The organism is Streptomyces sp. HD (assembly GCF_028369295.1).
Lineage (GTDB): Bacteria > Actinomycetota > Actinomycetes > Streptomycetales > Streptomycetaceae > Streptomyces.
In genome coordinates this window covers 123,351-136,685 of record NZ_JAQMYP010000011.1, presented here as the reverse complement: position 1 = coordinate 136,685, position 13,335 = coordinate 123,351, and the positions used below count along the sequence as shown (strand labels likewise).

The 13,335-nt window shown below is 69.6% G+C and carries 10 protein-coding genes; 7 read left to right on the top strand and 3 right to left on the bottom strand.

The window, feature by feature from the left end:
* Nucleotides 1-43: 43 nt before the first annotated feature.
* From POF73_RS13630 to POF73_RS13615, 4 genes are all read left to right on the top strand, one after another.
* The gene (locus tag POF73_RS13630; RefSeq protein ID WP_272114965.1) at nt 44-832 is read left to right on the top strand and encodes a hypothetical protein; all 789 of its coding nucleotides are present in this window, start codon (nt 44-46) and stop codon (nt 830-832) included.
* A 579-nt stretch (nt 833-1,411) separates the two neighbouring features.
* A complete protein-coding gene (locus POF73_RS13625; RefSeq protein ID WP_272114964.1) occupies nt 1,412-2,593 on the top strand; it encodes an LCP family protein in 1,182 nt (393 codons plus the stop codon).
* A gap of 227 nt (nt 2,594-2,820) precedes the next feature.
* Complete coding sequence (locus POF73_RS13620; RefSeq protein WP_272114963.1) at nt 2,821-4,623, top strand: LCP family protein; 1,803 nt, start codon at nt 2,821-2,823, stop codon at nt 4,621-4,623.
* A 400-nt stretch (nt 4,624-5,023) separates the two neighbouring features.
* Complete coding sequence (locus tag POF73_RS13615) at nt 5,024-6,610, top strand: LCP family protein (protein ID WP_272115034.1); 1,587 nt, start codon at nt 5,024-5,026, stop codon at nt 6,608-6,610.
* Nucleotides 6,611-6,631: 21 nt separating this feature from the next.
* Here POF73_RS13615 and POF73_RS13610 read toward each other — a convergent pair whose 3' ends face one another.
* Nucleotides 6,632-7,660, bottom strand: coding sequence for a glycosyltransferase family 2 protein (locus tag POF73_RS13610; RefSeq protein ID WP_272114962.1), 1,029 nt, complete (start codon nt 7,658-7,660; stop codon nt 6,632-6,634).
* 146 nt (nt 7,661-7,806) lie between these two features.
* On the opposite strand from POF73_RS13610, the gene POF73_RS13605 reads away from it, so the two are divergent.
* A complete protein-coding gene (locus tag POF73_RS13605) occupies nt 7,807-9,261 on the top strand; it encodes an LCP family protein (RefSeq protein ID WP_272114961.1) in 1,455 nt (484 codons plus the stop codon).
* Between the two features lie 198 nt (nt 9,262-9,459).
* Complete coding sequence (locus tag POF73_RS13600; protein ID WP_272114960.1) at nt 9,460-9,822, top strand: four-helix bundle copper-binding protein; 363 nt, start codon at nt 9,460-9,462, stop codon at nt 9,820-9,822.
* A gap of 63 nt (nt 9,823-9,885) precedes the next feature.
* Here POF73_RS13600 and POF73_RS13595 read toward each other — a convergent pair whose 3' ends face one another.
* Complete coding sequence (locus POF73_RS13595; protein ID WP_272114958.1) at nt 9,886-11,160, bottom strand: LCP family protein; 1,275 nt, start codon at nt 11,158-11,160, stop codon at nt 9,886-9,888.
* A 119-nt stretch (nt 11,161-11,279) separates the two neighbouring features.
* Here POF73_RS13595 and POF73_RS13590 point away from each other — a divergent pair, with 119 nt between their 5' ends.
* Complete coding sequence (locus POF73_RS13590) at nt 11,280-11,837, top strand: acyl-CoA thioesterase (protein ID WP_272114957.1); 558 nt, start codon at nt 11,280-11,282, stop codon at nt 11,835-11,837.
* Between the two features lie 162 nt (nt 11,838-11,999).
* Here the strand turns inward: POF73_RS13590 and POF73_RS13585 are convergent, their stop codons facing one another.
* On the bottom strand, nt 12,000-13,157 hold the full coding sequence (locus POF73_RS13585) for an acyl-CoA dehydrogenase (protein ID WP_272114956.1): 1,158 nt from the start codon (nt 13,155-13,157) through the stop codon (nt 12,000-12,002).
* Between the last annotated feature and the right edge of the window lie 178 nt (nt 13,158-13,335).

The window sequence follows — 13,335 nt, the reverse complement described above, 5'->3', positions numbered from 1 at the left end:
CGACCCCGAGCTGATCCGCAGGACAGACCTTGGGGAGGGCGAGGTGGCGCATACCGCCATGTCTGGTAACGGAACGAACGCCGGTGACGATCCACTCCAGACCGCGGTATGGCGGCTGCGCTCACGCGCCTGCTGGGCGGACGCGGCGGCACTGCTCCAGCCGGTCACCGCGCAGGCCGCGCTGCAGCGGGCCGCGCTGCTGGTGGAGCGGTGTCTGTACACCGAGCAGGGCTGGGAGGAGGCCGAGGACGCACTGCGGACGGCCGAGGCGCTGGCCCACAGCGACGACGAGCGGGGCGCGGCCGCTTGTGAACGCGGGCAACTTGCCTACGCGGCGACGCTGCACTCAGTGCGCGACCGGGCCGACGAGGCACGGGCCGCGCTGGGGCGGGCGGCGGCGCTCATCCCTCCAGGGGCGGCTGGACGTGCCCTCCTCGACTTCCGCCGCGGTCTGCTGGCCGAGAACCTCGCCCGCTCGCCCCAGGCGGCCCGTGCGGCCTACCGCCGGGCCCACGCGGGCGCGACGGCCCACGCCGACCCCCTCCTGCTCTCCTTCACGTGGCGCCACCTGGCCGGACTGGCCCTCCGCGACGGCGAGTTGGCAGAAGCCCGCCACGGCTTCGCGGAGTCCCTCCGCATCCGGGAGGAACTGGGTTACCTGGTGGGCACGGCCCCCGCCCTGGCCTCCCTGGCCGACGCGGAAGCAGAACCGGAAGCCTCCCGCCTACGCGAGGAGGCCCGCCGCCTCTTCCGCCTCCTGGGCGGAGTCCCCACCTGGCTCTCCCGCCAACTGACCCCCACCCCACCAGCAGCAGACGCCGCAACCGCCTGACCCCCATCCCCCTCGCCCCCGCCGCCCCTACCCGTCCCATCCCCAGGGGCTCCGCCCCTTCGACCCCGCCAGGGGCTCCGCCCCTGCACCCCGCTGGGGCTGCCGCCCCAGACCCCGCCACGGCCCCGAAAGGGCCTCGTCCTCAAACGCCGGACGGGCTGAGAGGCGCGGACCGCGTCGAGAAGTGCCGCCCTGCTCCGAGGTGGGGCGGCGCACCCCCACCGGCCTGCAGTCGCCCACGGCGGGAAGGGGACGTGCCGGGGGGTGTCCGCCCGCAGTGGCCGGCGTCAAGAAACAGAACCTCCAGGCCAGGTCCAGCCGCCGGTCCGAGGACGGACACCCCCCCGGCACGGCCCCGACCCACAACGCACCCGCAGGCGCTACGCACGCCCCCACCGAACACCAGCAGGCCGCCGCAGGCATGGACGCGCACCCCCACCACCCGCATCCCGGCCCCACCGCCGGAGGCAACCGTCACCCATTCGGTCCACCACCACCCACCCCCCACTCCCCACCCGAGCCATGGTCGTAACAACAGCCCACACCACACGCAGCACGCCCTGAGGAGTGGAGCCCGACGTGACCGGCACCGCACGCCCATACCCCGGAGGCCCCGGCCCCGGCGTCGGCAGGCGGCGCAGATGGCGCTGGGTGCGGCGAGGCGCGCTCGGGGTCGGGCTGATCCTCGTGGCGGCCACCGGAGCCGGCTGGGCCATCTACGCCAAGCTCGACTCCAACATCACCCCCGACGAGGCCGCCGCCGCGGAACTCGCCCGGTACGAGAAGGACCGCCCCACCTCGCTCGTACACGGCGCCCAGAACATCCTGCTCATCGGCTCGGACTCCAGGGCCGGCACCGTGAACCGCCGCTACGGCCGCGACTCCGGCACCGAACGCTCCGACACCACGATCCTGCTGCACCTGTCCGCAGGACGCGGCAGCGCCACCGCCGTCTCGATACCCCGCGACCTCATGGTCGACGTCCCCGGCTGCCGCCGCCCCGACGGCACCCGCAGCACCCCGATGTTCGCGATGTTCAACTACGCCTTCCAGATGGGCGGTTCGGCCTGCACCGTCCGCACCGTGGAGCGGCTCACGAACATCCGCCTCGACCACCACGTGGTCATCGACTTCCAGGGCTTCAAGGAGATGATCGACGCCCTCGACGGCGTGGAGATCTGCCTTTCCGAGCCCATCAACGACAAGGCCGCCAAACTGAGGCTCCCGGCCGGCAAGGTGACCCTCAACGGCGAACAGGCCCTCGGCTACGTCCGCGCCCGCAAATCCCTCGGCGACGGCAGCGACACCGACCGCATGGACCGCCAGCAGCGATTCCTCGCCGCGCTGGTCAACAAGGTCCAGAGCAACGACGTACTGCTCAATCCGGTCCGTCTCTACCCCGTGCTCGACGCCGCCACGTCGTCCCTCACCACCGACCCCGCACTGGCCAGCTTGCGCGGTTTGTACGAACTCGTGCGTGGCGTGCGCGACATCCCCACCGAACGCGTGCAATTCCTTACCGTTCCCAGAGAGTCGTACATCCACAACGCCAATCGAGACCAACTGGTGAAGCCCGAGGCGGAGCGGCTCTTCGATCGGCTGCGCACCGACACGCCGGTGGAAGTAGCTGATTCGCCCGAAATGCGGCACGGCTCCAAAGGGCCGGCCTTTGGCAAGAAGCGGCCTGTTCGGCCCGCCGACCCCACTCCCCCGCCCCCCACGTTCCGGGGCAACACCGCCGCTGAGAACCCCTGCGGGTAAAGCGCTCACCAAGTCGGCGAACCCCAATTCTAAGAAATGGGGCAGATTGCCCAGTTGTAGGGACGTGGAATTTGTCACCGTCGTGGCTCGACGCTGAACTGGGCGGATAGTGTGAGCGATCCGGTGCTCCCTGCCGTAGTTAGGCTTGCGCACTGTTTGACCGAGACCCGAGCGCCTTGGAGGGGGAAGGCGCCGCGTGGCCCCGACGGCGGAGGATTCAGACAACCGTGGACGCGCAAGGCCGTGGGCGGGCGGAAGACATCGATCCCGCAGACCAGTGGGTACTCAATCCGAACACCGGTGAATACGAACTGCGACTGACTCCTTCCGCTCCGCAGTCATCGGTCCCCGGACCCCGCAGATCCGCTTCCCGGGCCGGCGCCGCCTCACGCGCCGCCGGTTCGCCCGCCCAGGGCGCGGCCGGTGTGGCCGCCGCGGGCGGCGCGGGCGGGACGGTCCGCAACCGGTCCGCGGCACCCGAGCGCGAGGCGCGCCCGGCACCGGGCCGTGAGGTCCCGCCGCAGCGCAGGCGCCGGGGTGTGCCCGAGGAGACGCAGGCGGGGCGGCGCGGTCGCCGGCCGGTGAAGAAGAGCAAGGCGAAGAAGGCCGTGCTCTGGACCGGCGGCATCATGGCGTTCGTGCTGGTGGCGGGCGCGACGGGTGCTTATCTCTATATCGAGCACCTCAACGACAACATCCAGTCCGTCTCCGACGACGGCGCGAGCACCGGTGGCTTCAGCAAGGACAAGGCCATCAACATCCTGCTCATCGGCACGGACAAGCGCACCGGCGCGGGCAACGGCAGCTACGGCGACACGGGCAGCGCCGGACACGCCGACACCACGATCCTGCTGCACGTCTCCAAGGACCGCTCGAACGCGACCGCGCTGAGCATCCCCCGTGACCTGATCGTCGACGTCCCGGACTGCCCGACGACGCAGGAGGACGGCTCCCAGAAGGTCATCTCGGGCGAGACCGACGTCCGCTTCAACACGAGCCTCGGCCAGGAGGGGCGTACCCCCAGCTGCACCGCTCGTACGGTCACGGAGCTGACCGGGATCAAGCCGGACAACTTCATGGTGGCCGACTTCAACGCGGTGAAGACGCTGACGACGGCGGTCGGCGGCGTCGAGGTCTGTCTGGCCAAGGACATCAAGGACCCCGACTCCAAGCTCGACCTCCCCAAGGGCGCGCATGTCATCGAGGGCGAGCAGGCGCTGGCCTTCGTCCGCACCCGGCATGCCGTCGGCACCGGCGGCGACCTGAGCCGGATCACCCTGCAGCAGCAGTTCCTGAGCGCGCTGATGCGCAAGCTGAAGTCGAACGACACGCTCACCAGCCCGACCAAGATGATCAAGCTGGCCGAGGCGGGCACCAAGGCACTGACCGTCGACTCCCAGCTGGACACCATCGACAAGCTGAAGGACCTGGGTCTGGAGCTGGGCAAGCTCAACACCAAGAACCTGACCTTCACGACGGTTCCGGTGATCGACAACCCGACCGAGAAGGTCAGGGCGACGGTCGTCCCCAACCCGACCACGGCTCCCCAGGTCTTCCAGGCGATCCAGAACGACGTCTCGTTCACCGCGGTCAAGCAGCAGAAGAAGAAGGAGGCCGCCGCCGTGGCCGCCCGGCTCAAGGGCACCAAGGCGGACGCCTCCGAGGTGCGGGTGCAGGTCTTCAACGGCGGTGCCCCCGCGGGCAGTGCGCAGGAGACCCTCTCCTGGCTGCAGACCGAGGAGAACGTCACCAAGTCGGAGAACGCGGGCAACGCCCCGGCGACGCTGGCGAAGACGACCCTGGAGTACGCGCCGGACCAGGCGGACCAGGCACGCCGGCTGGCCGCGATCATGGGGCTCTCCGGAGCCGCGCTGAAGCCCGGCAAGAGCGTGACCAACTCCCAGGGCCTGCCCACGATGACCCTGACGCTGGGCAAGGACTTCAAGGGCGCGGGCGTGTCCCTCACGGCTCCGACGAAGGCACCCGACGTGGAGAAGTCCACGGCCGACAAGGTCGAGTGCGCCAAGTGACGGAACGCCGGTAGTGGCTCAACGGGCTCGTCCCACCGCCGATTCGGGGTGGGACGGGCCCGTTTCGGTTGTGAACCCGGCATGGAATCTCCGGCGGGAACGCAACTGTGCGGGACACTCGTTGGTCTGACACACGACACGGTTGTGTCAGTCGGTATTGGCCGAACACACCACGCTGCTTACCTGGCGTGGATTTTGCCGACACGTGGCCAACCCGGTTCGGATCCACAGTGGTCTGAAAGGTTGCGAACCGGTGTCGGACAGGGTGGCCTGTCATGGTTCGCCCGCACCGGACAGGGAGGTCCGGCGCGGAGCCGATCCGTGTCGGTCAAGGGTGGGGAAGGGCAGAGAGTTGGCGCAGAGCAGTGTGCGAGGGGAGGCCCCCGCGGTGGACGACACCATGTCGCTCACCGCGCAGGCCGACCAGGACACGCCGGCCGACCAGGCCGGCCGGCACAGCGGCGGGGGACGCAGAGGCGGCCGGGGAACGGACAGCAGGCGCCGCAGACGGCGTGTGCTGCGCTGGTCGGCGACGGTTCTGGCGGTGGTGATACTGGGCACCGCGGGTGCCGGGTATCTCTATTACCAGCACCTCAACGGCAATCTGAAGAAGGACGACCTCAACATCGGCGACGCCAAGGACCGCGCCGCCGAGACCGAGGCGAACGCGGCCGGCCAGACGCCGCTGAACATCCTGCTGATCGGCTCGGACGCGCGCGACAGCAAGGAGAACCAGAAACTCGGCGGCGCCAAGGAGACGTTCGGCGGCATCCCGCTCGCCGATGTCCAGATGCTGCTGCACATCTCCGCCGACCGCACCAACATGTCGGTCGTCAGCATGCCCCGCGACACGCTGGTCGACATCCCCAAGTGCACGGACCCGGACAGCGGGGACGTGTACCAGGCCGCCACGCGCAAGATGACGAACCAGACGCTCGGCCGTGGCGGACCGGGGTGCACGGTGGCGACGTGGGAGAAGCTCACCGACATCCACATCGACCACTTCATGATGATCGACTTCTCGGGTGTGGTGTCGATGGCGGACGCGATCGGCGGCGTCCCGGTCTGTGTGAACGCCAACATCAAGTCCAAGGACAGCCAGGGCCACGGCTCAGGGCTGAAGCTGGAGAAGGGCACGACGTACGTCAAGGGCGAGCAGGCCCTGCAGTGGCTGCGCACCCGATACGGCTTCGAGGACGGCAGCGACCTGGCCCGCGCCAAGGCGCAGCACATGTACATGAACTCGATGGTCCGCGAGCTGCGCAAGAACGCGAAGCTCAGCAACCCGGGCAAGCTGCGCGCCCTCGCCGAGGCGGCCACCAAGGCACTCACCGTGGACCCGGGCCTGGGCACCGTGGCCAAGCTGTACGACCTGGCGGGCGAGCTCAAGAAGGTACCGACCTCGCGCATCACCATGACGACGATGCCGAACACGTACGACACGATCCAGACCGGCCGGGTGGTGCCCACCGAGGACGCCACCCAGCTGTTCCGGCTGGTGCGTGATGACATCGCGCTCGACGGCAAGGACAAGAAGAAGTCCACCGAGGAGAAGCCCTCCACCGACCCGGCCGCGGCGGACGGCGAGATCGGCGTCCAGGTGCAGAACGGCACCCGCACCGACAGTCTCGCCCCGGTCTCCGGCCGTGCCACGACCGTCTCCGGGCTGCTCGTCTCCAAGGGCTTCACGCAGGCCGTGGCGGACGGGTCGGCCACGCCGGTCGCGGAGAAGACGCTGGTCCGCTACCCGAGCGCCGACCTGGAGGGCGACGCCCGGCGGGTCGCCAAGGCCCTCGGCATCCCGACCAGTGCCGTGAAGAAGTCCACGGACGTCTCCGGCGTCACCCTCGTCATCGGCGCGGACTGGCGGGAGGGGACGGCGTACAAGGCCCCGAAGCAGGACGACAAGACGCCGGACACGGCGGAGGCGCTGAACGCCTCCGACACCAAGGCGTGCATGAAGGTGGACCCGGACTTCACCTGGTGACGGGCGCCCGGCCCGGCGGGCTCAGCCGGCGCTGAGTACCGCCGGGCGCCGGGACGCGATGACCTTCTTCGCCAGCGCACGCGGGCTGGTCAGGAAGCCGTAGCCCCACGACATGTGCATGGTGGCGAGGGCGACGGGAATCTGCAGCCGGGCCTTCAGCGGCAGCCCCCTGCCCGCGGGGACGGACCCGGCGACGATCGCCGCGAGGTAGCCGCCGGGGACCACCAGGGCCCACGGGGTGACCAGTGCGCCCAGCACGAGACCCGCCGCGATCGCGCACACCGCCGTCGGCGGGGCGAGGTAGCGCAGGTTGATGGAGCCGGAGTGGTAGCGGGCGACGACGTGCCGCCAGCGGCCGTAGTCCTTGTACTGCTTGGCGAGGGCCTTCACGCTCGGCCGCGGCCGGTAGGACACCTTCAGCTCGGGCGAGAACCAGATGAGCCCGCCCGCCTCCCGGATCCGGAAGTTGAGCTCCCAGTCCTGGGCGCGGATGAACTCCTCGTTGTAGCCGCCCTGTTGCTCCAGCGCCTCGCGCCGGAAGACACCGAGGTAGACGGTCTCGGCCGGCTGCGCCTCGCCACCGGTGTGGAAGGCGGCGTTGCCGACTCCGACCTTCGAGGTCATCGCGGCGGCGACGGCGTGCTCCCAGTCGTTCTCGCCCTCGGCGTGCATGATGCCGCCGACGTTCTGCGCGCCGGTCTCCTCCAGGAGCCGCACGGCGGTGGCGATGTAGTTCGGCGAGAGGATGCCGTGGCCGTCGACGCGGACGACGATCGGGTGGCGGGAGGCCTTGATCGCGGCGTTGAGGGCGGCGGGGGTGCGGCCGGTCGGGTTCGGGACGGTGTGCACACGGGAGTCGTCCCGGACGAGCTCGGCGGCGATCTCGTCCGTGCGGTCCGTGGACGGACCCAGGGCGATCACGACCTCCATCTCGCCGGCGTACTCCTGCGCGAGGATCGCTTGGACGGCGCCGCGCAGATGCCGCTCCTCGTCGAGGACGGGCATGATGACGGACACGGCGGGGAGCTGCACGTCGGGATTGGCGTTCATAGGGGGCTCACGTTACCGCGAACGGGGGACACCTTTGCGCGCCGCCGGGGCCGCTGCACCGGGCAGGAGATCGTATGGCCCTACGGTGCTCACGGACCCACGTACGGCCCCCAGGGCAAGGCAAGCTCCCGCGGAGGTATCTCCCCATGCCCACGCCGCCCCGCCAGTCCCCGTCCCCCGCGCAGCGCCGCCCGCAGCCGTCGCGCCACGGTGCGCGGCCGGTCGCGCCGGTACGGCGGAAAAGGCCGCGGTGGGCCATGCGGGCGGTGACCACGCTGTCCGTCGTGGTCCTCGCCTCCGCTGGGATCGGGCACGCGGTGGTCACCAGCCTGGACGCGAAGATCGCACGCGTCGACCCGTTCAAGGACATGAAGAACCGGCCGCAGGCGGGGACCGGGATGAACGTCCTGCTCGTCGGCACCGACGGCCGCGACCGCATCAGCGACGAGGCCCGGCGCAGGTACCGGCTGGGCGGGGCCCCGTGCCACTGCACCGACACGATCATGATCGTGCACATCTCGGAGGACCGGGAGCGGGCGAGCGTGGTGAGCCTGCCGCGTGACTCCTACGCCGAGGTACCGGCCGGTGAGGGACGCGAGGCGCACCCGATCAAGATCAATGCGGCGTACGCGGAGGGCGGCCCGAACCTCACCGTGCGCACCGTCGAGCACATGACCCATGTGAAGATCGACCACTACCTGGAGGTCGACTTCACCAGTTTCATGAAGACGGTGGACGTGGTGGGCGGCGTGCAGATCTGCACCTCCGAGCCGATGAAGGACTCGTACACCGGACTCGACCTGCCGGCCGGCACACACCGGCTGATGGGCGGCGAGGCGCTGCAGTTCGTGCGCGCCCGGCATATCGACAGCGGCTCCGACCTGGGCCGGATGCAGCGCCAGCAGCGTTTCATGGCGGGGCTGATCGAGCGGGCCACGTCGTCCGGGATCCTGCTGAACCCGATGCGGTTCCGGGACGTGACACGGGCGGTGCTGGGCTCGGTGCGGGCCGACAAGGGCTTCGGGACGGGCGAGCTGCTGGACCTCGGGCGGGCGATGCGCAACTTCTCACCGTCGTCCTCGGAGTTCACGACCGTGCCCATCCGGCAGATGGCATACGCCGTGAAGGGCATCGGTTCCACGGTGAAGTGGGACTCCGAGAAGGCCGACCGCCTCTTCAAGGCCCTGCGCGAGGACCAGCCGCTGGCCCCGCACCGGACGCGCAACAAGGTGGTCCGGGTGGAGGTCGCCCCGCAGGAGATCCACGTCCAGGTGGAGAACGGCACCAAGACGGAGGGCCTCGCCAAGCGCGTCGACGAGGCCCTGGCGGCCACCGGCTTCCGCACCACCGGCCGACCGCTCCCCGCGACCGACCGCACGGAACCCCGCACGGTCGTCGCCCACGACCCTCGCTGGGACCGCTCGGCGAAGTCCCTGGCAGCCGCCCTGCCGGGGAGCGTGCTGCGGCCGGTGAAGGGACTCGGGCCGACGCTGAAGGTGATCGTCGGGGAGGACTTCCGGCAGGTGCGGAAGGTCAGGTCGGAGGACCCCACGCAGGGCGAGTCCTATGTGGTGCGCGGCGATGAGGCGGGGTGCTCCTAGGCTCCTCGCGCCCGCGCGGGAATCCGTAACCCCAATGGACCTGTGCCGTCACCCACGGCGGAGGTTGCGGGACCGGGTTCCCCTGCGGCATTCGATGCGGATTATTCCCGTCCGCCCGATGGCGCCCCGGGCCGCGCAGGCGTAGGAACGGAAGGGCACGGGGCCCGCCCCGGGCTCCCGTACCCCCCAGGAGGAGCCATGACCCAGCCCGGAACCATGCCCGCGATGAGCAAGGAGATGCAGGCCTGCGTCGACGCGTGCATGTCCTGCCATGTGGTCTGCGAGGAGACGATGAGCTCCTGCATGCAGATGGGCGGCCAGCCGCAGATGCAGATCATGCGGGCGCTCATGGACTGCGCCGAGACGACCCGTATGTGCGCGGACATGATGATGCGCCGCTCGCCCATGTCGGCCGAGATGTGCGCGATGTGCGCCAAGGCATGCGAGATGTGCGCCGAGGCGTGTATGTCCATGCCGGACGATCCCCAGATGATGCGCTGCGCGGAGGCGTGTCGTCGCTGCGCCGAGAGCTGTCGCTCGATGGCGGGCGCCATCATGTGACCAACGCGCGAGGGCACCCCACGGCATTCGGGGTGCCCTCGGCGTTCGCGCGGTGCGAGCCGCTCAGTTGCCGGAGACGGTCACGGCCTCGTCGTTCTTCAGCTGCTCCACCAGCTGCTTCACCTTCGCCCTGTCCCACTGGAGGTTGCCGTTCGGCGAGTTGCCCGAGAGCGGCATGTTCATGGACTTGCCCTCGCCGCTGCTGACGCCCTTCATCGCCCAGAACATGGACGCCAGGTCCCACAGGCCCATGTCCTTGTCGACGATCAGGGAGTCCAGGCCGGCGCCCATGGTCGGGTACAGCTTGAACGGGTTGAGGACCGTGCTCGGCGTCGCCACCTGGTTGGCCAGCGCGGAGAGGAACTTCTGCTGGTTCTTCGTACGGTCCAGGTCCGAGCCGGGCAGCGCGTACCGGGTACGGACGAAGGCGAGCGACTCCTCGCCGTTCAGGGTCTGCTTGCCCTTCTTGAAGTCGGCGCCGGACTTGGAGTCCTTGATGTCCCGCGGGATGTCGATCTCGACGCCGCCGACCGAGTCCACGATGTTCGCGAAGCCCGCGAAGCCGATCTCGACGTAGTGGTCGATGTGCAGACCGGTGTTGGCCTCGACGGTACGGACCAGCAGTTCGGGACCGTCCTCCGCGTACGCCGCGTTCAGCTTCACCTGCCGGCCGGTGCCCTCGTAGAACTTCCCGGAGTCCGAGCCCTTGAACGACGGGATCGTGACGTTCGAGTCGCGCGGCAGGGACACCAGGGTGTCGCCGTTGCCGCCGACGTGCAGGATCATCATCGAGTCCGTGCGCTTGCCCTCGGCGGACCCGGTGTGCAGCTCCTTCTTCTGGTCGGCCGTCATGCCCTCACGACTGTCGGAGCCGACGATCAGGTAGTTCGTGCCCTCGCCCGCCTCCGGCCGCTCGATGACCTTGGACAGGTCGACCTCGCGGTTGAGCTTGGAGTCGGCCCAGAAGTAGGTGGCGACGGTCGTCACGAGCAGCAGCGTCACCACGGTGATCGAGGTCACCTTTATCCGGCGCCGCCAGTTCGGCGCGGGCCGCGGCTCACGCATCCCCCGGCCGCCGGAGCCGCCCGAGCCGCCGCCGTAGACCTGGCCGGTGTTGTAGCCGTCGTCGTAGGCGTCGTCGTCGTAGCCACCGTGGCCCTGACCGTTCACATACGACGGCTGCGGCGGTACCCCGCCGTAGCCCTGGCCGGGCGGCGCCGTCGGACCACGGCGGACCTGCCGCATCACGCGCGCGCCTTCGGGCTGTGCACTCGCGCTGCCGCGTCCGTAACGGTTGCCGCGGTTGTCGTCGGACCATGCCTGGGGCCAGTCATTCATGCGCCCCAGTGTGCAGGGCGCGCCCAGGGGTCTTACAAGGTTCGGGGGAAAATAGGGTCACGGCTGTTGCGAAGCCAACACAAAGTCCGCGGTTGTCGGGTCGGCATAAGGTGGACGCCATGACAGACCAGGTCACCGCAGCGGAATCAGGCACTCCGGAGATCCCGGGCAAGCCGACGTCCGCGTCCCGCACCACCCTCAGCCACATCATGACCCACAACGACACCAACCTTCTGGGCACGGTGCACGGCGGCGTGATCATGAAACTCGTCGACGATGCCGCGGGCGCGGTGGCCGGCCGGCACAGCGGTGGCCCCGCCGTCACCGCGTCCATGGACGAGATGGTTTTCCTGGAACCGGTCCGCGTCGGCGACCTCGTCCATGTGAAAGCCCAGGTCAACTGGACCGGCCGGACCTCGATGGAGGTCGGCGTACGCGTCCTGGCCGAGCGCTGGAACGAATCGGCGCCGGCGACCCAGGTCGGCTCGGCGTACCTGGTGTTCGCGGCGGTGGACGCGGACGGCAAGCCGCGCCGGGTGCCGCAGGTGATGCCGGAGACCGAGCGGGACAGGCGGCGCAACCAGGAGGCCCAGATCCGCCGGACACACCGGCTGGCCCGGCGACGCGCCATCAAGGAACTGCGGGAGAAGCGGGCGGCCGAGGGGTACGAGGACTGACGGCGCCGCCGTGGCTCTGTTACACGAACACCCGACCCCACTGAACCGGAGACGGCTTCGGGCAACTGGCGCAGGGGCCGCAGGAGTTCTGCTCCCGGAACGGCAACAGCCCCCGGCATGGCGCCGGGGGCTGTGTGCGTCTGCGGCGGGCTGCCTGTCCCGCTACGGCAGGTTCCGCGCCATCACGATCCGCTGGACCTGGTTGGTGCCCTCGTAGATCTGCGTGATCTTGGCGTCGCGCATCATGCGCTCGACCGGGTAGTCGCGGGTGTAGCCGTAACCGCCGAGCAGCTGGACCGCGTCCGTGGTGACCTCCATCGCCACGTCCGAGGCGAAGCACTTGGCGGCGGCGCCCAGGTAGGTGAGGTCGGCGTCGCCGCGCTCGGAGGCGGCGGCGGCCTGGTAGGTCAGGGCGCGGGCGGCCGAGATCTTCATGGCCATGTCGGCGAGCATGAACTGGATGCCCTGGAAGTCGGCGATCGGCTTGCCGAACTGCTTGCGCTCCTGGACATAGCCCTTGGCGTAGTCGAGGGCGCCCTGCGCGATGCCCAGCGCCTGCGCGGCGATGGTGATGCGGGTGTGGTCCAGCGTCTGCATCGCCGTCGCGAAGCCCGTGCCCTCCTCGCCGATCATGCGGTCGGCCGGGATACGGACGTTGTCGAGGTAGACCTCGCGGGTCGGCGAGCCCTTGATGCCGAGCTTCTTCTCCGGGGCGCCGAAGGAGACGCCCTCGTCGGACTTCTCGACCACGAAGGCCGAGATGCCCTTGGAGCGCTTGGCGGGGTCGGTGACGGCCATCACCGTGTAGTAGTCGGAGACGCCGGCATTGGTGATCCAGCGCTTCACGCCGTTCAGCACGTAGTGGTCGCCGTCGCGGACCGCCTTCGTCTTCATACCGGCCGCGTCGGAGCCGGCGTCGGGCTCGGAGAGGCAGTACGAGAACATGCCCTCGCCCTTGGCGAGCGGGGTCATGTACTTCTTCTTCAGGTCCTCGGAGCCGGAGAGGATCACCGGCAGCGAGCCCAGCTTGTTCACCGCGGGGATGAGGGAGGACGACGCGCAGACCCGCGCGACCTCCTCGATCACGATCACCGTCGCCAGCGCGTCCGCGCCCGCACCGCCGTAGGACTCCGGTACGTGCACGGCGTGCAGGTCATTGGCGACCAGCGCTTCCAGCGCCTCCTGCGGGAAACGGGCTTCCTCGTCCACCGCGGCGGCGTGCGGCGCGATCTTCGCCTCGGCCAGGGAGCGGATGGCGTCACGGAGCATGTCGTGCTCCTCGGACGGGCGGTACAGGTCGAAGTCAGCCGATCCGGCCAAGGTCTCTCACGCTCCAAGGACGCTGATAGCAAGGGTGCTGCTGGCGCTAATTACCGTTAAGTAACTCAAATTTTAGAGGTCGGCCCACGGGAGTGATACGTGAGCTTGGCGACAGCGGGGAAGTTGCCCGTCAGACCCTCCGACTATGCTCGGGCCCGCATGCCACCGTCCCGCTTTC

What these genes read in the sequence shown, in the direction of transcription:
- POF73_RS13615 (WP_272115034.1), top strand. Translation starts at nt 5,024, where the DNA reads ATGTCGCTCACCGCGCAGGCCGACCAGGACACGCCGGCCGACCAGGCC.
- POF73_RS13610 (WP_272114962.1), bottom strand. Translation starts at nt 7,660, where the DNA reads ATGAACGCCAATCCCGACGTGCAGCTCCCCGCCGTGTCCGTCATCATG.
- POF73_RS13605 (WP_272114961.1), top strand. Translation starts at nt 7,807, where the DNA reads ATGCCCACGCCGCCCCGCCAGTCCCCGTCCCCCGCGCAGCGCCGCCCG.
- POF73_RS13600 (WP_272114960.1), top strand. Translation starts at nt 9,460, where the DNA reads ATGACCCAGCCCGGAACCATGCCCGCGATGAGCAAGGAGATGCAGGCC.
- POF73_RS13595 (WP_272114958.1), bottom strand. Translation starts at nt 11,160, where the DNA reads ATGAATGACTGGCCCCAGGCATGGTCCGACGACAACCGCGGCAACCGT.
- POF73_RS13590 (WP_272114957.1), top strand. Translation starts at nt 11,280, where the DNA reads ATGACAGACCAGGTCACCGCAGCGGAATCAGGCACTCCGGAGATCCCG.